This window comes from Aliiroseovarius sp. YM-037, from assembly GCF_048060095.1.
Lineage (GTDB): Bacteria > Pseudomonadota > Alphaproteobacteria > Rhodobacterales > Rhodobacteraceae > JBLUOA01.
This window is the reverse complement of record NZ_JBLUOA010000002.1, coordinates 199,845-221,652: the sequence shown is the minus strand read 5'-3', so window position 1 is coordinate 221,652 and position 21,808 is coordinate 199,845. Positions and strand designations below refer to the sequence as shown.

Sequence of the window (21,808 nt, the reverse complement as noted above, 5' to 3'; positions counted from 1 at the left end):
CATGTTTGACCTGCGCCCAGTCGGGTATGTAATCGGCCTTCTTGTCGCCTTTCTGGGCCTAACCATGCTTGCGCCGTTGCTGGTCGATTTTTTCGACGGTGATCCGCATTGGCATGTGTTTCTTGAAAGCGCGATTGTCACGACCCTGCTTGGCGGATTGATTGCGATTGCTTGCATGAACGGTGTGCGCCAAGGGCTGACGATTCAGCAGACCTTTTTGCTGACCACCGGCGTCTGGTTGGCTTTGCCCCTGTTCGGGGCGGTGCCGTTCCTGCTTGGCGAGACGGATGCTCGCCTTGTCGATGCGGTGTTTGAGGCGATGTCAGGTCTAACGACCACCGGCTCCACCGTGTTTTCCGATCTGGAGGAGCTGCCGCGCGGCCTTCTGCTTTGGCGTGGGTTGATGCAGTGGTTTGGCGGCATTGGCATCATTGTTGTCGCCATGGTGTTCCTGCCCGAGCTTAGGGTCGGCGGGATGCAGATTTTTAAGTCGGAGAGTTTTGACACCTTCGGCAAAATCCTCCCCCGCGCGACAGAGATTTCGTCCCGCATTTCGGTCATCTACATCGCGCTGACGGCATCCTGCGCGCTTGCGTATTTCTTGTTTGGGATGAATAGCTTTGACGCCATCGTTCACGCGATGACCACCGTTGCGACGGGCGGGTTCGCGAATTACGACACGTCCTTCGCCGGATTCCCGCCGGGTGTGGAATACGTCGCGGTCATCTTCATGATGCTGGCTGCACTTCCCTTTGTGCGCTTTGTTCAACTTGTCGGCGGCAGCGCGAAGCCTTTGCTGAGAGACAGCCAGATACGCGGTTTTTTCGGCACGGCATTTGTCATCACAATCGTGCTGACCCTTTGGCTGTGGATGCGGCAGGACGCCATCGGGGAGGAGAGCTTTCGCAAGGTGATTTTTAACGTCACGTCCATCCTGACCGGGACGGGCTACGCCAGCCAGAATTACATGTTGTGGGGATCGTTCGCGGTTGCGATGTTCTTTTTCATCGGTTTGATCGGCGGCTGCGCTGGGTCTACGTCATGTTCGATCAAGATATTCCGCTATCAGTTGTTCTTTGCATCCGTAAAAGCGCAGATTCAGAAAACGCATTCGCCCAACGGCATCTTCACCCCGCGCTATCAGGGCCGCGCGGTGGGGGAGGATGTGCTGAGCTCTGTCATGTCGTTCTTTGTTTTCTTCGTCGTGACGCTCGGCGTGATTTCGGTGCTGCTTGGCCTCACCGGGCAGAATTTCATTACGTCGGTCTCCGGCGCTGCTGCGGCGCTGGCGAATATCGGGCCGGGGCTTGGATCAAAGATCGGCCCGGCGGGCAACTTCGCGGGCCTGAACGACGCGGCGAAGTGGATCTTAATCGCCGCCATGCTGATCGGACGGCTGGAGCTGATGGCCGTCTACGTTCTATTCACCATCCGATTTTGGAAAAACTGATGACTAAACGACCGCTTGGCGCACAAATTTCGCATATGCTGAAGGATCGCGGGGTCGATACGATCTTTGGCATCCCCGGCGTTCACAACGTCGAAATGTATCGCGGGATTGAGGAAGCGGGGATCACCCATGTGCTCGCCCGCCACGAACAGGGCGCGGGGTTTATGGCCGACGGCTATGCCCGTGCGGCCGGGCGGCCTGGCGTGGCTTATGTGATCACCGGGCCGGGGGTCTGCAACATCATGACGCCGATGGGGCAGGCGTATTCAGACTCCGTTCCGATGCTGGTGATCTCAAGTTGTCTGGACGAAACCGCCGCGACGCGCGGGCAGTTGCACCAGATGAAAGATCAACGCGCCGCCGCCGAAACGGTCTGCGACTGGTCCGAGGAGGCGCGGACGGCAAAGGCCGCCTACCAATTGATCGACCGGGCGCTGTTGGAGTTCGACGTCGCGCGCCCACGGCCGAAGCATATTCAGGTACCGATTGAATTGCTGGGAACGGATGCCCCTGATTTTCCAAGCGGCGGAGAAGGCGATGGGCGACTGCACCACGCCGATGCGATTGAGGGGATCGTGCTGCCCTACCTGCGCCAAGCCAAACGCCCGCTCGTGATTTTCGGGGCGGGGGCAAAGACCGAAAACGCCCGGATGATGGTTGAGAAAATCGGAGCCGCCTGCTTTTCAACCTACGCCGCCCGCGGGATTGTCGGGGACGACTACCCGCTCGATTTCGGGGCGACGCTGTCCTACGCGAGCAGTGCAGACGTTGTCGCATCCGCCGATCTGGTCATCGCGATTGGGACGGAGCTTGCAGCGGTCGATATCCAGCGCAATCACCTTGGCCATTCCTGCCCAATGATCCGCGTCGATATCGACCCGGAATGCCTTTTCGATCAGCAGCGCGCCGAGGTGCGCGTTCACGCTGATGCCGCTGATTTCGTGGATCTGGTGATAGAGCTTTCCGACGATGGCGCGGCGACCGATTGGACCAGCGACGAAGTCGCCGCCGCCCGTGCCAAATGGCGGGCAGAGGCGGACGCGGCCTATCCCGGTATCATCCCTATCTGCGACGCCCTACGTGATGCCCTGCCGGACGACACGATGATCTATTCCGACATGACGCAGATTGCCTATGTGGCGAAGGAAATCTGGCCGATGAAATATCCCGGCCATTGGCATCATCCCTATGGGTTCGGCACACTCGGCTATGCGCTTCCGGCTGCGATTGGCGGCAAGATCGGTGTGGGTGACAAGCCGGTTGCCGCGATCATGGGCGATTACGGGTTCCACTACACCATGCAGGAACTTGGCGTCGCGGTGGAGCTTGGTCTCAACATTCCGATCGTTCTTTGGGACAACGCCAAGCTGAAAGAGATTGAGGATTGCATGGTCCAAAGCCAGATCGCGCCGAATGCGGTCTTCGCGCGCAACCCGGATTTCTGCAAACTGGCGGAAGCGTTTGGGGCCAAAGCCGCAGCGCCCGGATCACTGGCAGAGCTACAGGATGCGGTGCAGGCCGCGTTCGCGGCCGATGGCCCGACCCTTATTCACGTCACACCTGATATTTTGGGCTAGCACGCCCGGACATCTGCGCGCGCCGATGTCCGGGGCCAATCGCTTAGTTCCAGCAGCTCACCAGAACGGTCATGTCCGCTGCCAGTCGCGTCAGTGCTTCCGGTGCCATCTGCTCGTTGGCTTCGGCGTCCGATACGGTCACGCCGTTCGCTTCCAGCGCGTCCTTCACGGATTGCGCCTTGGCAGAAAAGCTGACCTCGTCCGGCAATTGCTGTCCGCCCGTGGGTTTTGGCAACAGCATTCCGATGACAGCCCCGGCGGAGTCGAACACCGGGCCGCCCGCATCCCCTTCGCGCGGGGCAAGGGCGAGGCGGTTCAGGTTTTCTTCGCCATCCAAACCACGAATATCCTCAAGCTGCCCGAAGGTCAGCGTGGGTGCGTTCAGCACGCCACCATAGGGGAAACCCGCGACTGCGACGTCTGATTTGATGCGCGCGACGGTGTTGCGGAACGACGCGTAGGCAATGGGCGACAGGGAAGACGTCGGGCGCAGCACAGCGATCCCGAGCGCCTCGTCGACAAAGGCGACTTCGGCCTCCTGGTCTTCGTTCAGCGTGATTTCCCGACATTGGCTGACGACCTCTGACGTCGTCAAAACGGTGCCCTGCGCGTCGATATAGAAGCCTGTTCGGGACACGTCCGGGCGGCGAATTTCAAGTCCGGCGAGCAGGTCGATCCGCTGATCTTCATCCGGTGCGCCAAGCATTTCGTCAAGCGCCTCACCGAAGGGCGCAAAGCTTGCCTGCATTTCACGCACAACGCGCCGCATCCGGCGTTCGTCGCCCGCGGGCCAGACAAGGGTAAAGCCTTTGATCTGCCCTTCAACCAGCGCGGCGTAGGTGTAGCTGCTGATCTCATCATTCTGGCCGGTCAGCGTGAAGCTCGCGCTTTTGCGCTCGCGCTCGCCTTCAAGCGGCACGATTTCGAGGGTTTGCATGATGTCGTAAAGCCCGAACAGCGTCGCCTGCGTGCCTTCCTGCGAAATCAGCAGCACGCGAATACCCTCGTCCGTCGTGGAATCGTAGTGGACGAAGGGCGGTTCGAACCGCGAAAACTCCACCATGGCGGTTGGGATTTTCACTTCGATCCCGGCTTCCTCGTTGCGCACGATCTCTAGATCGAGGCCGTCGAGGATGGAATTGTAAGCCTCGATCAGCTCCAGCCGTTGCTGGGTCGTCAGGACGCCCGATGCTTCATACCCCATCGCTTCCTGATAGGCGGCCATAGCGGCGCGGGTGCCGCGACCAAACGCGCCGTCAATGGCGGCGTCATAGAACCCTTCGGATTTCAGCGCGGTTTGCAGCAGCTCGCGTTCTTCGCGGGACAGCAGCGCCTCGCTCCGCCGGGCTTGGCGGGGCGTTTCGTCGGGTATGATAACTTCTTCCGGTGTTGTCGGAATTTCCGCAACCGCGTCATCATCGCCGCGCTCGGGCAGGATTGGCGGGTTGGCCAGCACGTTCGCCCCGACCGGCCAGAACTGTTGGCGGAAGGATCGCGAAAACGCAACAAAGCTGTCCGAAGGGATCAGGTTTTCGCGCCGAAGCTGGCGCAGTCTGCGCGTTGCGTCTTCGCGCGTGTAGGGGCCAAGCGCGATGGCATACCAACTGCCACCAATCGCAAACCCGGCGACGTTATCGAACGCGCCGGAATAGGCCCGCGCGCGGGTTTCGCCAGCCTGCAAGCTCGGTTGCGATTCAATTTGAACCCAGGCCGTTTCCTGAGCGGTGACGGTTTTGCCGATAGTGACGGACGCCACCAGAACAAACAGAAAGACTAGTTTTTTCATAACCCTCTCGCGTCCGCAGCATTTAGTGTGCGATTCCGGGCGCAAACTAGCAGAGGCGGCAGATTTTGCACTCGAATAATCCGTGAGTGCCGATTGACCCTCCTGCTCGCGTTGCCTATTCAGAACACGCTTTTCGGAAAGGCAGGCAATGGCAACGAAATCCGGCAAACCACGCAGCTTTCAGGAGATCATTCTGAGGCTTCAGGCCTATTGGGCCGAAAAGGGCTGCGCGATCATGCAGCCCTATGACATGGAAGTTGGGGCGGGCACCTTCCACCCGGCGACGACGCTGCGTTCGCTCGGCAGCCAGCCGTGGGCGGCGGCCTATGTTCAGCCATCCCGCCGCCCGACCGATGGCCGCTACGGTGAAAACCCGAACCGCTTGCAGCACTATTATCAGTATCAAGTGCTGATCAAACCGTCGCCGCCCGATCTTCAGGCGCTTTACCTTGGCAGTCTCGAAGCCATCGGCATCGACATGGAGATGCACGACATCCGCTTTGTCGAGGATGACTGGGAATCCCCAACACTCGGCGCGTGGGGCTTGGGCTGGGAAGTTTGGTGCGATGGCATGGAAGTCAGCCAATTCACCTATTTTCAACAGGTTGGCGGCCATGATTGCCATCCCGTTTCGGGGGAATTGACCTACGGCTTGGAGCGTTTGGCGATCTACATCCTTGGCGTCGATCACGTCATGGACATGCCGTTCAACGACCCGGACGCACCAATCGCGCTTAGCTATGGTGATGTGTTCCGCCAGACCGAGCAGGAATATTCCCGCTGGAATTTCGATGTGGCCGACACCGAGACGCTGCTGCAACACTTCAAGGATGCTGAGGCGGAGTGTGACCGCATTCTTGCCGAACCCCACGAGGACCCAAAGACCGGCAAGCGCATCATCATGGCGCATCCGGCTTATGATCAGTGCATCAAGGCCAGCCATGTCTTTAACTTGCTCGATGCACGCGGCGTCATTTCCGTGACCGAACGGCAGGCCTATATCGGCCGCGTGCGCACGCTTGCCAAGAAATGTGCCGATGCCTTCGTGCAAACCGAAGCAGGCGGACATTCCGCATGATGGGAAAATTCCTAGCCGGGAGTATTGTCGTGTTCGCCCTGATTGCCGGAGCAGCGCTCTACTACACCCAAGTCTACGCCTTCTATGATGAGGTGGAGGTTGACGCCAACGCCGCCGTGCTACTGACCTCTTTCACCACGGGCACGCCCGATCCGATTGTCACGGATGATTTTCAGGGGATCGACTCCGACAGCTCGCCGCTTCGCTACCGCGCGTGTTTCACGACGCCCCACAGCCAGGCGATGTTGACGGAAACCTATTTCGCATACGAAGACGCCGTGCCGCTGAACGCACCCGGCTGGTTTGAGTGTTTCGACTCGCAAGCCATCGGCGCCGCATTGGAAGAAGGCCGCGCGTTGGCCTTCATGGGCACCGAAAACATCGCATACGGGTTTGACCGGGTGGTCGCAGTCATGGATGACGGGCGCGGTTTTGTCTGGCACCAACTGAACGACTGCGCCGAAGTTTTCGACGGACAACCCGCACCAGAGGGCTGCCCGCCCGCACCGGAAAGCAACTGATATGCCCGATCTGCTGATTGAACTCTTTTCTGAAGAAATCCCCGCGCGTATGCAGACGCGTGCGGCGGACGATCTGAAAAAGCTGGTGACCAATGGTTTGGTTGAGGCTGGGCTGACCTATGCTTCTGCTGGCGCGTTCTCGACGCCCCGTCGTCTTGCGCTGTCGGTCGAGGGGATGCTCGCCGAAAGCCCGACAACCCGCGAAGAACGCAAAGGCCCGCGCGTCGATGCGCCCGACAAGGCGATCGAAGGGTTCCTGCGCGGCGCGGGCGTCAGCCGGGATGAGCTTGAGGTTCGGGACGAAAAGAAAGGGCAGGTCTATTTCGCGACCATCGAAAAGCCCGGTCGCCCCGGGGCAGAGATCGTGGCCGAGTTGCTGGAATCGACCATCCGCAACTTCCCATGGCCTAAGTCAATGCGCTGGGGCGCGGGCAGCCTGCGCTGGGTCCGCCCGCTTCATTCGATCCTGTGCATCCTCAGCGATGAAAACGGGGCAGAGGTCGTGCCGCTCTCCATCGACGGGATGGCGGCAGGTGACGTGACGCATGGCCATCGCTTCATGGGGCCGGGGGCGATCAAGGTAACGTCGTTCGACGACTACTCCGCGAAACTCGCCAAGGCGCATGTCGTCCTTGATGCGGCAAAGCGCGCCGACACGATTTGGCACGATGCCACCAACATGGCCTTCGCGCAGGGGCTTGAGGTGGTCGAAGACAAGGGGCTGCTCGCCGAAGTCGCCGGCCTTGTCGAATGGCCTGTCGTCCTGATGGGCGAAATCGACGCCGAATTCCTTGACCTGCCGCCGGAGGTCTTGCAGACCTCGATGAAGGAACATCAAAAATTCTTCTCGGTCCGCGATCCGAAGTCCGGAAAAATTGTTCGATTCGTGACAGTGGCGAACCGCGAAACCGCCGATGGTGGCGCGACGATCCTCGCCGGAAACCAGAAAGTCCTGTCCGCCCGGCTGGCCGATGCCAAGTTCTTCTGGGAAAACGACTTGCGCGTGGCGAAGGATGCCAAGATGCAACCATGGCTCGACAGCCTTGCCGATGTGACCTTCCACAACAAGCTGGGGTCGCAGAAGGACCGCATCGACCGCATCAAGGCGCTCGCCCGCGAAATCGCGCCCGTCGTCGGTGCCGATCCCGATCCGGCCGCGCAGGCGGCAGAGGTCGCGAAGGCGGACCTGTCGTCGGAAATGGTCTACGAATTCCCCGAACTTCAAGGGCTTATGGGCCGCTACTACGCCGAAGCCGCCGGCTTCGCGCCCGAAGTCGCCGCCGCCTGCGAAGACCACTACGCGCCGCTCGGCCCCTCGGACGACGTGCCGACCGAGCCCGTGAGCGTCGCCGTCGCGCTCGCCGACAAGATCGACACGCTGACCGGGTTCTGGGCGATTGACGAGAAACCGACGGGGAGCAAGGACCCGTTTGCGCTGCGGCGGGCGGCGTTGGGGGTTATTCGGTTGGTTCTTTCCAATAAAGTCAGTGCTAGTTTGACAGGCATCTTCTTTGCGCAGCTTGAAAGAGAATACGAAGCCGTCCTTGCTATCGACATGCACCGCGTCAGTGATATGCATCAGGTGGGAGACATGCATTCGATCGGGAAACGGCCAACCACGCCTATCGATGAACAAGCCGATGACCTACTCTCCTTCTTCCACGACCGCCTCAAGGTTCACCTGCGTGACCAAGGCATTCGCCACGACGTGATCGACGCCTGCCTGGCGATGCCCGGCAACGACGACCTCACGCTTCTCGTCAAACGGGCCGAAGCACTTGCCGCGTTCCTGAAAACCGACGACGGTGAAAACCTCCTCCAGGGGTTCAAACGCGCGAACAACATCGTGACGCAGGCCGAAGAAAAGGACGGCGTCGAATACTCCTTCGGCGCTGACATTAAGTTCGCCGAAACGGATGAGGAAAAAGCGCTGTTCAAGGCGCTCGACACCGCCGAGCCGAATATCGCCAAGGCGATGGAGGCGGAGGATTTCGCCGCCGCCATGTCTGGCATGGCCGCCCTGCGCGCGCCGATTGATGCGTTTTTCGAGGCGGTGCAGGTCAACGCCGACAGCGAAGTCCTGCGCCGCAACCGGCTCAACCTCCTCCACCGTATCCGCGCGATCTGCACGTCCGTCGCCGACCTCGCCAAGCTGGAAGGCTGAACGCTTCATCTTTCGCTAAATATCCCCGCCGGAGGCATGAAATCTTTTCCTGCTGTGCGTATCGGGCGATCCGGCAGGCGGGACGCCCTTGTCTGACCATAATCCTGCGCTATGCTGCGGCGACGCAAAAAGGATGCCGCAGTGCGGAAAGAGTCGATCACTCCGGGCTTTACCGAAATCACCGCCGATGCGGGGATAAGGAACGCGCGCCACGGGGGGCGGGCGAAGTGCTTGCAACGTCTGATCCGCCTTGACCTGCCGGTGCCCAAGACGCTAGCGCTGTCCTTCGACGCGATGCACCAGATCGCGATGGGCCACTTGCCCGACACGACTGCGATGATGGCGGCGTTTGGCGACTCTCCGATCGTGTCTGTGCGTCCAAGCTCTGAAGACCCGGATTGGGGCGGGCCGGGGGCGATTCTCAACATCGGTATGAACGACGCCCGCCACAAGGCGCTGTCCGAAACCATCGGAAAGGCGGCGGCCAGCGCACTTTACCTGCGATTCGTGCAGGCCTATGCGGTTCATGTCGCGCGGCTTGACCCTGACGAATTCGAGGTTGCCGAAGACTCCCCCGACCGCGCATTGGCGGAACTGCTCCGGGTTTACGAGGAAGAAACGGACGAGCCTTTCCCTCAAGACCCCGCGCGGCAATTGTCAGACGTCTTGCGGTCGATGGCGCGGGCGTGGGAAGGGACCACCGCCCGGTTGCTGCGGCAGGCAAAAGGCGCGCCCGCGGATGCCGGGCTTGGCCTCGTCGTGCAGCAGATGGTGTTCGGTGTCGGCGCGGGCGAAAGCGGATCGGGCGTGATCCAATTCATCGACGAACAAACGGGTGAGCCTTTGATAAAGGGGCGCTACCTTAGCCAAAGTCAGGGGCGCGACGCGCTGATCGTGGGCGAGGGCGCGCTGTTCCTGACCCGCGATGACCGCGGCCCATCGATGGAGGAGCTGCGCCCCGACTGCTTCAAGGAACTCGCGGCTTACGGTGAGGTTTGCCGGACCCGGCTGCGTGAAGAAATGCAGATCGAATTCACGATTGAGAATGGCAAGCTCAGCATTCTCGATGCGATCCGCGTCACGCGAAGCGCCCGCGCGGCGGTTCGTGTTGCCGTGAAACTGGCCGAGGATCGCGTCATCAGCCGGGAAGAGGCGCTGCTGCGGGTTGAACCGCGCGCGTTGACGGCCTTGCTGCACAATCAGATCGACCCGAAAGGCAGCCGCGACATCATCATGCGCGGCATCGCGGCAAGCCCCGGCGCGGCGCAGGGCCGGATCGTGTTTTCCGCGACAGCCGCGCAGGCCAGCGCCGCGCGGGGCGAGGCTTGCGTGCTCGTACGCCGCGAAACCGCGCCGGAAGATATCCGCGGTATGCACGCGGCAAGCGCTGTTCTGACCGAACGCGGCGGCATGTCAAGCCATGCGGCGGTGATCGCCCGCGGGCTTGGCCTGCCGTGTATCGTTGGGGCGTCCGACATGGTGCTCGACACCCGCGAAAAGACCTTGGCGATTCCCGGTGGTCGGGTGCTTGAGGAAGGCGACGTCGTCACGATTGATGGCACGACCGGGCAGGTGCTGTCCGGCGCGGCGGCACTGGTCGAACCGGCGCTTGATGAGGTGTTTCAGGAGCTTCTGTCCTGGGCGGATGAGGCAAGCGATATCGGTGTCCGCGCCAACGCCGACACGCCGGATGATGCCAGCGTTGCCCGGCGGTTCAATGCACAAGGCATTGGGCTTTGCCGCACGGAACATATGTTCTTTGAAGATGACCGCCTGACCGTGATGCGCGAAATGATTTTTGCCGACACGCCGGGTGATCGCGAGGCGGCGCTGGAGCGGCTCCTGCCCATGCAGCGCGCCGATTTCATCCGACTGTTCGAGATTATGCAGGGCCAGCCGGTATGCATCCGCCTGTTCGATCCGCCCCTGCACGAGTTCCTGCCCCATTCCCGCGAAGGTATGCGGGAAGTCGCAAGCGCCCTTGACCTGCCGATGTCCGATGTGACGCGCCGTGTCGATGCGCTGTCGGAATTCAATCCGATGCTCGGGATGCGCGGTGTTCGGTTGGGGATCACCGTGCCGGAAATCTACGACATGCAGGCCCGCGCGATTTTTGAGGCGGCGGTCGAAGTCAGCCGCGCCGGTGCGCCGATTGTGCCTGAGATCATGATCCCGCTTGTCAGTGCGAAGCGGGAAGTTGAAATCGTAAAGGCCCGTATAGATGCCGTCGCCGCCGCCGTTCGGATGGTTGAGGGCGAAAGCTTTGATTACCGCTTGGGCGTTATGGTCGAAACCCCGCGCGCCGCACTGCGCGCCGGAGATATCGCGACACACACCGCGTTTCTGAGTTTCGGGACCAATGACCTCACGCAAATGACATACGGCTTGTCACGTGACGATGCGGGTCGCTTCATGGGCGACTACGTTAATCAGAAGGTCTACCCCGAAGATCCGTTTCACATGCTTGACACTGAAGGCGTCGGTGAATTGCTGACGCTGGCGGCGGATCGGGGGCGTGCGGCGAATGAAAATGTCATGCTTTCCATCTGTGGAGAGCATGGCGGCAACCCCGAATCTATAGCATTTTGTCGCAGGGCCGGGTTTGACTACGTCTCATGCTCTCCTTTTCGGGTGCCGGTGGCACGGCTCGCGGCGGCGCAACTTGCCCTTAAAGATCGCCCAGAATTCGAAGAAAATGTATTGAAATCAGATGATTGATCTGGTTTTCAGATTGTTTTTCTGACGCGAACAATCATACCCCAAATCGCAGCATAGTTGCAAAATTGTCGCGTGGGTGGACGCGAGGCGGGAAATGCACTATCTCCCCTCCCGTCGCTGCCGTGGGGGCGCGGCGATTGCTGTCCGATCTGAGAAGGTGTTTTTCAAATGCGTATGCGGCTGACGTGGACGATGTGCATGGCAGGTCTCTTGTCTTTTGCGAGCCAAGGCCAAGCTGAAGATGTGCGTGTCTCTAGCGCGACGAACCCGACGGCGGTGCTCGACACTCGCCTGACCGAACTTCTGGGGCAGGAGCGGCAAGCGCTTTCCGCTGTCCGCCCTGACCAAATGCGGCTGTTGACCGTGCCGCCGAAACCTCGCGGGGAAAACACCAGCGATGTGTCCGGTGTGATCCAGTCTGCGACGTGGCTCGCGTCACAACCCGCCGCGTCCGGCGGGGCGGAGTGGCAGTGCCTGTCAGAAGCGCTTTACTTCGAGGCGCGTGGTGAAACCGTTGCCGGGCAATTTGCGGTTGCCGAAGTGATCCTGAACCGGGTCGATAGCCCTGCCTATCCAAATTCGGTTTGCGGCGTCATCAACCAGGGAACAGGCCAGCGGTATCAGTGCCAGTTTACCTATACCTGCGATGGCAATGCCGAAGTGATCCACGAACCCCGCGCATATTCGCGGGTTGGAAAGATTGCGCGGGCCATGCTTGATGGGGCGGAACGGAGCCTGACGAACGGTGCCACGCACTACCACACCCGTGCCGTGAATCCGCGCTGGGCGTCGCGCCTTGCCAAGACTGCGACCATCGGTGTGCATTATTTCTATCGCCAGCACGGCCAATCTAACGGCTAATTCATGTCCGTCGTGGCTGGCTTGCTGCGTTCAAAACGGCTATTGCGGCTGCGGCGGCTTCTTGCCGCCGTGACGCTGGCCCCGAAGGACGCGCGATGAGTGACGATATCCGCCTTGCATTTTCCCATCCCTCAGAACGGGCGGCGGCGACCGCGCCGGATGACGGGCGCGACCGGATTTCGCTGCGCGATTACACTGTTGAGGTCGAAATCGGCGCATTTCAGTCCGAGAGGGGCACGACCCAGCGTGTGAAATTCAACGTCGTGGTTGAGGTTTTGCCGCACGACCAGTCGCTTGACGACGACGTGGATCGCATTCTTAGCTACGACGCGCTGACCGATGCGATTGCTGCCGAGCTGGAAGCAGAACGTCTGAACCTTCTAGAAACCCTCGCCGAACGAGTCGCAGACCGCATTTTGCTTGAACCGCAAGCGGTGCGGGTGTTCGTGCGGATTGAAAAGCTGGATCGCGGGGCAGGGGCGCTTGGCGTGGAAATCGTGCGGTCTGAAGGCGAGGCGTCTGCTCATGTTGGTGCGTCCGCGTGCCAAAACGACCCGCAGCCCGTGGTCGTCTACCTTTCCAATGCCGCTACCGCGTCGTCGAACCTCGCCGGCTGGATCGATGGGCTGAAGAAGGGCGGTGCTCCGGTCGCCTTGTGCGTCGGCGCGCCTGATCTGAAGGGGCCGCAATCGGCATCGGCACCGTCGCAACGTCACATCGACCTGCTTGCCATCGAACAAAACGCATGGGTCCTGGCGGGCCTTGATCCCCGCTGCGTGGTCGTGTCGACCCGGACAGAACTTGATTGGGCGATGAAGCACGGCCAGATCAGCGTCTGGGCGCCGTCGAAAATCGTTCTTGATGCGGTGGATGGTCCACCCGCGTCGTCGTCTGACGGGCTTTCCCTCGCCCTGTGGTTCGCGACGATCATCGACGCGTCGGAGCTGATCGTCGTCGATGACGCGCCAAACGACGGCGTTCCAGCGCCCGCGCGGCGGGTCTCACCTTCAGCATCGGACTTGATCTGAGGCTTGCAAATTCGCCCGGTGTCTCGCAGAACGTCGGGATGAGGGAATACTTCAGACCAATCGTCAGTTTTGATGCCGCACGCCCGGCCGATGCTTGTCCGGTGGCGGGCGGACCGGGATGGTTCGCACAGGCTGAGCGGATCAGTCGTGATGGCGACCGCGCGATTGTCAGCGTGGACGACGTGCCCGATGTGGTGCGCGATGCGATTTCGGCCCCCCGCGCGTCGATTGCCGGTCTGGATTTCGATACCCCCGTGCTGATGGGCATTCTGAACGTTACCCCAGATAGCTTTTCCGACGGCGGACAGTTCAACGCGCCCGACGCGGCGCTGGCCCGCGCGCTCGACCTTGCGCAGAAGGGCGCGGATATCGTCGATATTGGTGGGGAATCCACCCGCCCCGGCGCGGATTTCGTGCCGGTGGACGAAGAATGCGCCCGCACGATCCCGGTGATTGCGGCGGTGCGGTCGGGCTCGGGCGTGCCGATTTCGATTGATACCCGCAAGGCCCAGGTTGGTCGGGCGGCGCTAGAGGCCGGCGCGAATGTCGTCAATGACGTGTCGGCCCTGACGTTTGAACCTGAGCTGGCAGAGGTCACGGCGCAAGCAAACGCGCCCGTTTGCCTGATGCACGCGCAGGGTGATCCGACGACGATGCAGCAGAACCCGATCTATGACGATGTGTTGCTGGACGTCTACGACTTCCTGTCCGACAGGATTGATGCAGCGGTTGCGAAGGGCGTCGCGCGTGATCAGATTATCGTCGATCCGGGCATCGGGTTTGGCAAGACGCTGGCTCACAACCTCGCGTTGTTGCGGGGGATCAGCCTGTTCCACGGGCTTGGCTGCCCGATCTTGCTGGGCGTTTCCCGCAAGAAATTCATCGGCACGATTGCGAATGTGCCGTCAGCAGAAGATCGCGCGCCGGGGTCGATTGCGACAGCGCTTGCTGCCCTTTCGCAAGGCGTTCAGTTAATAAGAACCCATGATGTAAGCGAAACGCAGCAGGCGGTCGCCCTTTGGCAGGCGCTTCATCACAATATTGAGGATACGGAATGAGCAGGAAACTATTTGGCACCGACGGTGTGCGTGGTCGCGCGAATACCTACCCGATGACCGCCGAAATGGCGCTGCGCCTCGGCGCGGCCGCCGGGCGATATTTTCGCAAGGATGGTTTGAACCGGCACCGGGTCGTGATCGGCAAGGACACGCGGCTGTCGGGCTATATGCTGGAAAATGCGCTGACCGCCGGGCTGACCTCAACCGGGATGAACGTGCTGCTGCTGGGGCCGGTGCCGACGCCAGCAGTCGGGCTGCTGACCCATTCGATGCGCGCCGATCTCGGCATCATGATCTCGGCAAGCCATAATCCCCACCACGACAACGGGATCAAGTTTTTCGGCCCGGACGGTTTCAAACTGTCGGATGAGGCCGAGGCCGAGATCGAAACGCTTCTTGATGGCGAATTACACCCGGCACAGCCAAAGAACATCGGGCGCGCCAAACGGATCGACGATGGCCGGGGCCGCTATGTTGAATATGCCAAGACAACCTTCCCCGGAAAGCGTCGCCTGTCGGGGTTGAAGGTCGTGGTCGATTGCGCCAACGGTGCAGCCTATCGCGCCGCGCCCGAGGTGCTGTGGGAACTGGGGGCTGAGGTGATCCCGGTCGGCGTTGCCCCCAACGGTTTCAACATCAACGATGGTTGCGGGTCGACAAACCCAAGCGTCGCCGCCGAAACGGTCATCCAGCACGGCGCGGATGTCGGCATCTGCCTTGATGGCGATGCGGACCGCGTCATCATCCTCGATGAAAACGGGAAGGTCGCGGATGGCGATCAGTTGATGGCGCTGCTCGCGACCCGCTGGGCGGAAGAGGAGCGGCTGGCCGGAAACACGCTGGTGGCAACAGTGATGTCAAACCTCGGGCTGGAACAACACCTCGCGGCCAAAGGCATCGCGCTTCACCGGACGGGGGTCGGCGACCGCTACGTCGTCGAAGCGATGCGGGCGGGGGGCTTCAACCTCGGCGGTGAGCAATCCGGCCATATCGTCATGACCGATCACGGCACGACCGGCGACGGGCTTGTGGCGGGCCTTCAATTCCTGTCCGAAATGGTGCGCAGTGAAAAGCCGGCCAGCGTGCTGACGCAGAATTTCACGCCGGTTCCGCAGATGCTGAAAAATGTGCGGTATCAGGACGGGGCCGATCCGCTGGCCACGGATGCCGTCAAGTCGGCCATCGCCGCGGGCGAGGAGCAGCTGAAGGGCTCCGGCCGCTTGCTGATCCGCAAGTCGGGGACGGAGCCGCTGATCCGGGTCATGGGCGAATGTGATGACGAAACCCGGCTTGAATCGGTCATCGACGACATCGTCGCGACGGTTGAGGCGTCGGCCTAGGCCACCGGCGTCGTCGTGCGGCGATATAGCGAGCGCAACGATTTCCACTGACCAAGTGCCATGCCGCAGATGATCATCATCAGCGCGAGGAAAAACTTGGCTGGCAATGCCTCGTTCAGCACGGCCCAGCCGATGACAAGCGACCAGACCGGCACCTGATAATTGACCAGCGCCATAAAACTTGGCCCCGCCTCTCGCACCACTTTCACCTGGATCAGCTTTGCCCCCGCCGTCGCGAATATGCCCAGCGTCGTGACCGCGAGAATGGGGAGGAACGCCACGCTATCCGGCGGCCCTTCGAGGATCAGCGCGAGGGGTAGGATAAGCAAGCTCGCAAGCAACATGGTTCCCGCGGCTAGGGCGATTTTTGACACGGCGGGGCACAGCCGCGTGATGATCGACCCGGTGGCGTAGCACATCGCGCTGGCAAGGCAGGCCATGCGCCCGGTCGCCTCACGGTCGACGCCCATATTCTGAAATGCTTCAAGCCCGATCAAAAGAAGAACGCCAGCAAAACCAAGAATAAAGCCCGCGTTCTTCAACCACGTCATCCGTTCTCCGGGCACAAAGATATGGGCGAGCGGGAGGATCAGCAGCGGCACCGCCGCCATCGTGACGCCGGCAAAGCCGGATGCGACGTATTGCTGGCCCCAGGACAGCAGGAAGAACGGTAAGGCATTGGAAAATATGCCCATCCCAAGGGCAGAGGCCCAGACGAACCCGGCCTTCGGCCCGCGCACAGGCGGCAGCCCGTGCCCCGTCACGAATGTCAGCGTCAGCAGCAATACGGCGGCCAGCGTCACGCGGTAAGCGGCGACCGAGATCGGCCCGAACCCGGTCAACGCGACCTCGACCAGCATGAAGGACGACCCCCAGATCAACGCGACTGAGAGCATCAGCACCCAGTTCGTCAAGCTTGGAGGGGGCGGTTGGGTTTGCATGATCGATCCGTTCTATGGGTGATCGGGCCATGCCAAATCAGCGTGCCGGATCGGTATGCGGCCCCACCCGAACGGGCAGGGCCACCATTGGCTTAGTTCTTTTCTTGGTCGACCAGCTTCCCGGCTGAAATCCACGGCATCATGCCGCGAAGTTTCTTGCCGACTTCTTCGATCTGGTGTTCGTCGTTCAGACGGCGCGTGCCCTTGAAGAACGGTTGACCAACGGTGTTTTCCTGCATGAAGTCACGCACGAATTTACCGTTCTGAATGTCTGTCAGAACGCCTTTCATCCGCGCCTTGGTTTCATCGTAAGGCAGGATGCGCGGGCCAGAGACATATTCACCATACTCCGCCGTGTTCGAGATGGAGTAGTTCATGTTCGCAATGCCGCCTTCGTAGATCAGGTCGACGATCAGCTTCACCTCATGCAGACACTCGAAATAGGCCATTTCAGGCGCGTAGCCCGCTTCGACCAGCGTTTCGAAGCCCATGCGGATCAGTTCAACCAAGCCGCCACACAGAACCGCCTGTTCGCCGAACAGATCGGTTTCGCATTCTTCGCGGAAGTTGGTTTCGATGATGCCGGACCGCCCGCCACCGATCGCTGAACAATAGCTGAGGCCGAGTTCAAGCGCCTTGCCGGTAGAATCCGTATCAACGGCGACGAGGCAGGGCACACCGCCGCCCTTGGTGTATTCGCCGCGCACAGTATGTCCTGGACCTTTCGGGGCCATCATGATGACGTCGATACCTTCCTTCGGCTCGATCAGGCCGAAATGGACGTTCAGACCGTGAGCAAAGGCAATCGCCGCACCGGGTTTGATATTGTCGTGGACGTATTTCTTGTAGGTTTCGGCCTGAAGCTCATCGGGCATGGTAAACATGATCAGGTCACACCACGCGGCGGCTTCCGCGATGCCCATAACCTCTAGCCCTTCGCCTTGTGCCTTCTTCGCGCTGGCAGAGCCTTCGCGCAGGGCGACAACAAGGTTCTTCGCGCCCGAATCCCGCAGGTTCAATGCGTGCGCGTGCCCTTGCGAGCCATAGCCAAGGATCGCAACTTTCTTGTCCTTGATCAGGTTAACGTCACAGTCGCGGTCGTAGTAAACTCTCATGGTCTTGTCCTATGTTGGTGAATTGCCGCCAAAATAGCAGGGGTGGGCCGAATGGCATTTCATTGACTGCGGATTATTGCTGATATACGGAATAATTATTCTGTTATTACAAAATAAGAGAAATTATAATGCAAGTTGATGACACAGACAGGCGGCTGCTGCGCCATCTGCAAGTCAGCCCCGAACTGACCAACGCCGAGCTTGCGGATCGCGCTGGCGTCAGCCCTGTGACCTGCTGGCGGCGGTTGGAAAAACTGCAATCTGCTGGGATTTTGCTGGGGCGGCACGCGGTCATCAATTGGCCCGCGCTGGGTTATGAGGTTGAGGTCAGCCTGCGCATCACGCTCGACAAAACTCAATCCCGCGCATTCGATGAATTTATGGACGCTGCCCGCGACGTGCCGGAAGTTATTGAGATACAGACGTTTCTGGGCCGCGTCGACGTGCGCCTGTCGGTCTTGGCACGGGACATGCAGCACTATCAACATATCTACCGCACCCGGATTCTGACGCTGCCGCATATCGCGGATATCGAGGCGTTGATGCAGGTCGCCAACATCAAGGAAACCGACGGGGTGCCGCTGTGATTGATCTTGATGACATTGATCGCACGCTGATGCGTGCCCTCGTCGGCGACGCGAGCCAAAGCACCGGGGCGCTCGCCAAGAAGGTCGGCCTTAGCCAGCCCGTGGCGTGGCGGCGGATCAAGCGGCTTGAGGAATCCGGCGTCCTGTCCGGGCGGCGCATTTCCCTGAATGCAGAGGCGCTGGGGTTCGGCGTGACCGTGTTTCTTGGCGTGAAACTCGCCACCAAGGGCCGCGTCAGCCTTGAAGACTTCGAACGCGCCGTAACAGCCATCCCCGAAGTGCAGACCGTGCGTCATGTTCTTGGCCTATATGATTATCGTCTGCGGGTCGTCGCACGCGATTTGCCGGATTTCGAACGGGTGCTGCGTCGGCGGATCATGACGCTGCCGGGTGTCGGCAATGTCGAGGCCAACGTCCTGTTGTCTGAAGAACGCCGCCCCGGACCGATTGGCTGAGAAAAGCCTTTGCCTCTGCCTTGGCCAGACGCTACGCCTGTTTGCGAAGCTTTAAGGAGAATTGCCATGTCTGCCCTTCTGGACACCGTCGATCCCGACGGGATGCTCGAATACTCTGTCGTATTCACGGACCGGTCGCTTAACCACATGAGCGCGTCGTTTCAGCAAGTGATGCGCGACATTTCCGGCATGTTGAAGCAGGTTTACAACGCGGATGCGGTGGCCCTCGTCCCCGGCGGTGGCACCTACGCGATGGAGGCGGTGGCACGACAACTGGCGACGGGGAAAAAGGCGCTGGTGATACGCAATGGCTGGTTCTCCTACCGCTGGACGCAGATTTTTGAGGCGGGCGTTACCGTTTCCGACGAAACCGTGATGAAAGCCCGCCGCGCCGGGAACGCGGTCGACGCCCCGTTTGCGCCCGCGCCGATCGACGATGTTGTCGCCAAGATAAAGGCGGAACGGCCCGATGCGGTTTTCGCCCCGCATGTTGAGACGTCCTCCGGGATGATCCTGCCGGATGACTACCTGCGGGCCGTGGCGGACGCTGTGCATGAGGTTGGTGGGCTGTTTGTGCTCGACTGCATCGCCTCTGGCTGCGCTTGGGTCGACATGAAGGTGTCCGGCGTCGACGTGTTGATCTCCGCGCCGCAGAAGGGGTGGTCAGCCTCGCCTTCTGCCGGGCTGGTGATGATGAACGACGCAGCGGTTGAGAAGGTGAAAGCCACCCAATCGACCAGCTTTGCGGTCGACCTTGGTAAGTGGCTTTCGATCATGGAAGCGTATGAAGGCGGCGGCCATGCCTATCATGCCACCATGCCAACGGATGCCTTGCGCGATTTCCGCGATACGATGCTTGAAACCCGCGACTACGGGTTTGACAAGCTACGTGACGCCCAGTGGGAACAGGGCGTGCGCGTGCGGGCGCTGTTGGCAGAGCGGGGGATCAAATCCGTCGCCGCTGACGGATTTGGCGCACCGGGGGTGGTTGTCAGCTACACCGCCGATCCCGAGGTCCAGACCGGCAAGGCCTTCGCGGCCGAAGGGCTCCAGATTGCCGCGGGCGTGCCGCTGATGTGCGATGAGGGACCGGACTACAAGAGCTTCCGCCTTGGCCTGTTCGGCCTTGATAAGCTTTATGACGTCGACGCGAGCGTGGCACGGCTGGAACAGGCCATTGACAAAGTGTTTGCCAAGTAGGGGTGTTATCGGCTGCCTAGCCCGGTTCGCATCAGCGTCTTGCGAACCGGCGCGACCGAATAGAACGCATTCAGCGCGGCAGCCCTGAGATCGCGCAGGGCCGGTGCGCCGACCATCGATGCCCGGTTCAGCGCATCAATCCCGGTGACACGCAGGCGCACATCCGGGTGCCGCCGCTTGTGATACGTGTCGAGCATGGGGCGAGAGCCGAGCGTATCGGGCGCCCCCTCTGCCAGTTCCAGCAACACGCGAAGATCACCAAGGCTCATGTTCAGCCCCTGCGCACCGATGGGCGGCACGACATGGGCGGCTTCGGCGATCAGCGCTGTGCGTTCGGCAGACATTCGCCCCGCGATCTGGCTGATGATCGGCCAAGCCGACCTGCGGCTGGCAAGCGTCAACGGCCCGAGCAAGTGGCAGGAGCGGGTGTTCATCTCATCCTCAAAGGCGTCTTTGTTCAACGATTGCAGGCGCTTGACCTCGGCCCCACGCTCCATCCACACAATCGCGGAGCAGGACTGCCCGTCGCGATCCGGCAAAGGCACCATCGTGAACGGCCCGCCAGAGCGATGAACCTCTGTCGAGATATTTTCATGCGGGATCGGGTGTGTGACTGCGAAGGCGAGCGCCTTTTGCCCATAGCGTGTCGTCTTTACGTCGATTCCGACGGCGTCCCTGACCGGAGAGTTTCGCCCATCCGCCGCGATCAGCAGCTTTGCCGACGCGCGCGTGCCGTCTGACAGGGAAACCAGCGCCTCGCTCTCACGCGTCAGGACGGATTGTGTCGACACGCCGGGGCGGAATTCGACATTGGCCAGATCGCCTATTCTGCCAAGTATTTCGCGGCGCAGCAGCCAGTTTGGTAGGTTCCAGCCAAACGGTTCATCCGAGATGTCGCTGGCCCGAAAATCCTTGACGACGCGTGGCTCCGGCGTTTCGCCGCCGGCATCGACAATGCGCATGATCTGAAGCGGCGCGGCGTGGGGTGCAAGGCTGCTCCACAGTCCGCACGTGTCGAGCAACGCCCGCGCCGGTTGCAGAAACGCGGTGGTCCGCAGGTCGGCGTCGGGGTCATTGGCGTCAGTGACGGGCGCATTCGGATCGACACACAGGACGGAATATCCGGCGGAGCCGAACGCTGTCGCGGCGATCAGCCCGGCGACCCCGCCACCCGACACCAAGATATCGAAAGATTCGCGTTTCATATGTCCTACATAGGGACGGGGACCGGAAAGGTCCAAGCGTCAGGATGTCCGACCCTTGGCACCTAGACGGAAAGTCGGGCGAGGAACCCGGAAAGGTCATCCGTGTAGTGGGTAATGTGATCGGCGGCATGAGGTTCCGGCGCGACATGGACGGTCTGCATCCCCATCGCGTGGGGCGCGGAGAGGTTGCGCGGATCATCCTCGAACATCGCGGCGCGACGTGCATCGATCCCGTCCCGCGCAAACACGGTTTCAAACGCCACACGTTCGGGCTTTGGCCGGAACCCCGCGTGTTCGACGCCATAGACCGCGTCGAAACACCCCTCCAACCCACGGGCGGCGAGGACACGGCGGGCGTAAGGCTCTGACCCGTTGGTATAGACGATCCGCCGGCCTTTCAGCGCGAGAATGCGGTCGGCAAGCTCACTGTCGGGGATCAGATGATCGAGCGATATGTCGTGCACATCCGTCAGATATGGGGCCGGATCGACATCGTGTTCACGCATCAACCCGGCGAGGGTAGTTCCGTATTCGGCCCAGTAATGGCGGCGCAGATGGTCCGCGCGATCCCGGTCGACGCCAAGCGCGTCCATCACCCACGCGGTCATCCGCACTTCGATCTGATCGAAAAGCGCGGCCTCGGGCGGATAAAGCGTGTTGTCGAGGTCAAAGACCCACGCATCGACATGTTTGAACTGTTCGGCGACCATGGCGCGACGCTAAT

18 protein-coding genes are annotated in these 21,808 nt (G+C 61.0%); 13 read left to right on the top strand and 5 right to left on the bottom strand.

Going from position 1 to position 21,808, the window contains the following annotated elements; translation table 11 throughout:
• The first annotated feature begins 1 nt into the window (after position 1).
• The gene (locus ACEWPJ_RS11610; protein ID WP_416513234.1) at positions 2-1,450 is read left to right on the top strand and encodes a TrkH family potassium uptake protein; all 1,449 of its coding nucleotides are present in this window, start codon (positions 2-4) and stop codon (positions 1,448-1,450) included.
• Positions 1,450-3,027 carry a 5-guanidino-2-oxopentanoate decarboxylase gene (locus ACEWPJ_RS11605; RefSeq protein ID WP_416513233.1) on the top strand — a complete coding sequence of 526 codons (1,578 nt, stop codon included), beginning with the start codon at positions 1,450-1,452 and terminating at the stop codon, positions 3,025-3,027. Before ACEWPJ_RS11610 ends, ACEWPJ_RS11605 begins: the two co-directional genes overlap by 1 nt.
• A gap of 43 nt (positions 3,028-3,070) precedes the next feature.
• Here the strand turns inward: ACEWPJ_RS11605 and ACEWPJ_RS11600 are convergent, their stop codons facing one another.
• Positions 3,071-4,813 carry a trypsin-like peptidase domain-containing protein gene (locus tag ACEWPJ_RS11600; RefSeq protein WP_416513232.1) on the bottom strand — a complete coding sequence of 581 codons (1,743 nt, stop codon included), beginning with the start codon at positions 4,811-4,813 and terminating at the stop codon, positions 3,071-3,073.
• A gap of 148 nt (positions 4,814-4,961) precedes the next feature.
• Between ACEWPJ_RS11600 and ACEWPJ_RS11595 the strand changes: the two genes are divergently transcribed.
• The 8 genes from ACEWPJ_RS11595 (at position 4,962) to glmM (ending at position 15,581) form a co-directional block, all read left to right on the top strand.
• Positions 4,962-5,891: a glycine--tRNA ligase subunit alpha gene (locus ACEWPJ_RS11595; protein ID WP_416513231.1), complete on the top strand. Its 930-nt coding sequence runs from the start codon at positions 4,962-4,964 to the stop codon at positions 5,889-5,891.
• A complete protein-coding gene (locus tag ACEWPJ_RS11590; protein ID WP_416513566.1) occupies positions 5,891-6,412 on the top strand; it encodes a DUF6446 family protein in 522 nt (173 codons plus the stop codon). The genes ACEWPJ_RS11595 and ACEWPJ_RS11590 overlap by 1 nt, the downstream gene beginning before the upstream one ends.
• A gap of 1 nt (position 6,413) precedes the next feature.
• Complete coding sequence (gene glyS, locus ACEWPJ_RS11585) at positions 6,414-8,576, top strand: glycine--tRNA ligase subunit beta (RefSeq protein ID WP_416513230.1); 2,163 nt, start codon at positions 6,414-6,416, stop codon at positions 8,574-8,576.
• A 111-nt stretch (positions 8,577-8,687) separates the two neighbouring features.
• The gene (gene ppdK / locus ACEWPJ_RS11580) at positions 8,688-11,294 is read left to right on the top strand and encodes a pyruvate, phosphate dikinase (RefSeq protein WP_416513229.1); all 2,607 of its coding nucleotides are present in this window, start codon (positions 8,688-8,690) and stop codon (positions 11,292-11,294) included.
• 168 nt (positions 11,295-11,462) lie between these two features.
• Positions 11,463-12,155: a cell wall hydrolase gene (locus ACEWPJ_RS11575; protein WP_416513228.1), complete on the top strand. Its 693-nt coding sequence runs from the start codon at positions 11,463-11,465 to the stop codon at positions 12,153-12,155.
• Positions 12,156-12,250: 95 nt separating this feature from the next.
• On the top strand, positions 12,251-13,183 hold the full coding sequence (locus ACEWPJ_RS11570; protein ID WP_416513227.1) for a dihydroneopterin aldolase: 933 nt from the start codon (positions 12,251-12,253) through the stop codon (positions 13,181-13,183).
• 38 nt (positions 13,184-13,221) lie between these two features.
• A complete protein-coding gene (folP, locus tag ACEWPJ_RS11565; RefSeq protein ID WP_416513225.1) occupies positions 13,222-14,241 on the top strand; it encodes a dihydropteroate synthase in 1,020 nt (339 codons plus the stop codon).
• Entirely contained in the window at positions 14,238-15,581 is a 1,344-nt protein-coding gene (gene glmM, locus ACEWPJ_RS11560) for a phosphoglucosamine mutase (RefSeq protein WP_416513224.1), read from the top strand. Before folP ends, glmM begins: the two co-directional genes overlap by 4 nt.
• Here the strand turns inward: glmM and ACEWPJ_RS11555 are convergent.
• Positions 15,578-16,522, bottom strand: coding sequence for a DMT family transporter (locus ACEWPJ_RS11555; protein ID WP_416513223.1), 945 nt, complete (start codon positions 16,520-16,522; stop codon positions 15,578-15,580). The two genes, glmM and ACEWPJ_RS11555, sit on opposite strands and share 4 nt — an antisense overlap.
• 92 nt (positions 16,523-16,614) lie before the next feature.
• Complete coding sequence (gene ilvC, locus ACEWPJ_RS11550; protein ID WP_416513222.1) at positions 16,615-17,637, bottom strand: ketol-acid reductoisomerase; 1,023 nt, start codon at positions 17,635-17,637, stop codon at positions 16,615-16,617.
• A 128-nt stretch (positions 17,638-17,765) separates the two neighbouring features.
• On the opposite strand from ilvC, the gene ACEWPJ_RS11545 reads away from it, so the two are divergent.
• From ACEWPJ_RS11545 to ACEWPJ_RS11535, 3 genes are all read left to right on the top strand, one after another.
• Positions 17,766-18,224, top strand: a complete 459-nt coding sequence (locus ACEWPJ_RS11545; protein ID WP_416513221.1) for an Lrp/AsnC family transcriptional regulator — start codon at positions 17,766-17,768, stop codon at positions 18,222-18,224.
• Positions 18,221-18,679, top strand: coding sequence for an Lrp/AsnC family transcriptional regulator (locus ACEWPJ_RS11540; RefSeq protein ID WP_416513220.1), 459 nt, complete (start codon positions 18,221-18,223; stop codon positions 18,677-18,679). Before ACEWPJ_RS11545 ends, ACEWPJ_RS11540 begins: the two co-directional genes overlap by 4 nt.
• A 66-nt stretch (positions 18,680-18,745) precedes the next feature.
• Positions 18,746-19,879 carry an alanine--glyoxylate aminotransferase family protein gene (locus tag ACEWPJ_RS11535; RefSeq protein ID WP_416513219.1) on the top strand — a complete coding sequence of 378 codons (1,134 nt, stop codon included), beginning with the start codon at positions 18,746-18,748 and terminating at the stop codon, positions 19,877-19,879.
• A 5-nt stretch (positions 19,880-19,884) separates the two neighbouring features.
• Here the strand turns inward: ACEWPJ_RS11535 and ACEWPJ_RS11530 are convergent, their stop codons facing one another.
• On the bottom strand, positions 19,885-21,084 hold the full coding sequence (locus ACEWPJ_RS11530; protein ID WP_416513218.1) for a UbiH/UbiF family hydroxylase: 1,200 nt from the start codon (positions 21,082-21,084) through the stop codon (positions 19,885-19,887).
• Between the two features lie 62 nt (positions 21,085-21,146).
• Positions 21,147-21,794: a pyrimidine 5'-nucleotidase gene (locus tag ACEWPJ_RS11525; protein ID WP_416513217.1), complete on the bottom strand. Its 648-nt coding sequence runs from the start codon at positions 21,792-21,794 to the stop codon at positions 21,147-21,149.
• Positions 21,795-21,808: the final 14 nt, after the last annotated feature.

What these genes read in the sequence shown, in the direction of transcription:
- ACEWPJ_RS11610 (WP_416513234.1), top strand. Translation starts at nt 2, where the DNA reads ATGTTTGACCTGCGCCCAGTCGGGTATGTAATCGGCCTTCTTGTCGCC.
- ACEWPJ_RS11605 (WP_416513233.1), top strand. Translation starts at nt 1,450, where the DNA reads ATGACTAAACGACCGCTTGGCGCACAAATTTCGCATATGCTGAAGGAT.
- ACEWPJ_RS11600 (WP_416513232.1), bottom strand. Translation starts at nt 4,813, where the DNA reads ATGAAAAAACTAGTCTTTCTGTTTGTTCTGGTGGCGTCCGTCACTATC.
- ACEWPJ_RS11595 (WP_416513231.1), top strand. Translation starts at nt 4,962, where the DNA reads ATGGCAACGAAATCCGGCAAACCACGCAGCTTTCAGGAGATCATTCTG.
- ACEWPJ_RS11590 (WP_416513566.1), top strand. Translation starts at nt 5,891, where the DNA reads ATGGGAAAATTCCTAGCCGGGAGTATTGTCGTGTTCGCCCTGATTGCC.
- glyS (WP_416513230.1), top strand. Translation starts at nt 6,414, where the DNA reads ATGCCCGATCTGCTGATTGAACTCTTTTCTGAAGAAATCCCCGCGCGT.
- ppdK (WP_416513229.1), top strand. Translation starts at nt 8,688, where the DNA reads ATGCTGCGGCGACGCAAAAAGGATGCCGCAGTGCGGAAAGAGTCGATC.
- ACEWPJ_RS11575 (WP_416513228.1), top strand. Translation starts at nt 11,463, where the DNA reads ATGCGTATGCGGCTGACGTGGACGATGTGCATGGCAGGTCTCTTGTCT.
- ACEWPJ_RS11570 (WP_416513227.1), top strand. Translation starts at nt 12,251, where the DNA reads ATGAGTGACGATATCCGCCTTGCATTTTCCCATCCCTCAGAACGGGCG.
- folP (WP_416513225.1), top strand. Translation starts at nt 13,222, where the DNA reads ATGAGGGAATACTTCAGACCAATCGTCAGTTTTGATGCCGCACGCCCG.
- glmM (WP_416513224.1), top strand. Translation starts at nt 14,238, where the DNA reads ATGAGCAGGAAACTATTTGGCACCGACGGTGTGCGTGGTCGCGCGAAT.
- ACEWPJ_RS11555 (WP_416513223.1), bottom strand. Translation starts at nt 16,522, where the DNA reads ATGCAAACCCAACCGCCCCCTCCAAGCTTGACGAACTGGGTGCTGATG.
- ilvC (WP_416513222.1), bottom strand. Translation starts at nt 17,637, where the DNA reads ATGAGAGTTTACTACGACCGCGACTGTGACGTTAACCTGATCAAGGAC.
- ACEWPJ_RS11545 (WP_416513221.1), top strand. Translation starts at nt 17,766, where the DNA reads ATGCAAGTTGATGACACAGACAGGCGGCTGCTGCGCCATCTGCAAGTC.
- ACEWPJ_RS11535 (WP_416513219.1), top strand. Translation starts at nt 18,746, where the DNA reads ATGTCTGCCCTTCTGGACACCGTCGATCCCGACGGGATGCTCGAATAC.
- ACEWPJ_RS11530 (WP_416513218.1), bottom strand. Translation starts at nt 21,084, where the DNA reads ATGAAACGCGAATCTTTCGATATCTTGGTGTCGGGTGGCGGGGTCGCC.
- ACEWPJ_RS11525 (WP_416513217.1), bottom strand. Translation starts at nt 21,794, where the DNA reads ATGGTCGCCGAACAGTTCAAACATGTCGATGCGTGGGTCTTTGACCTC.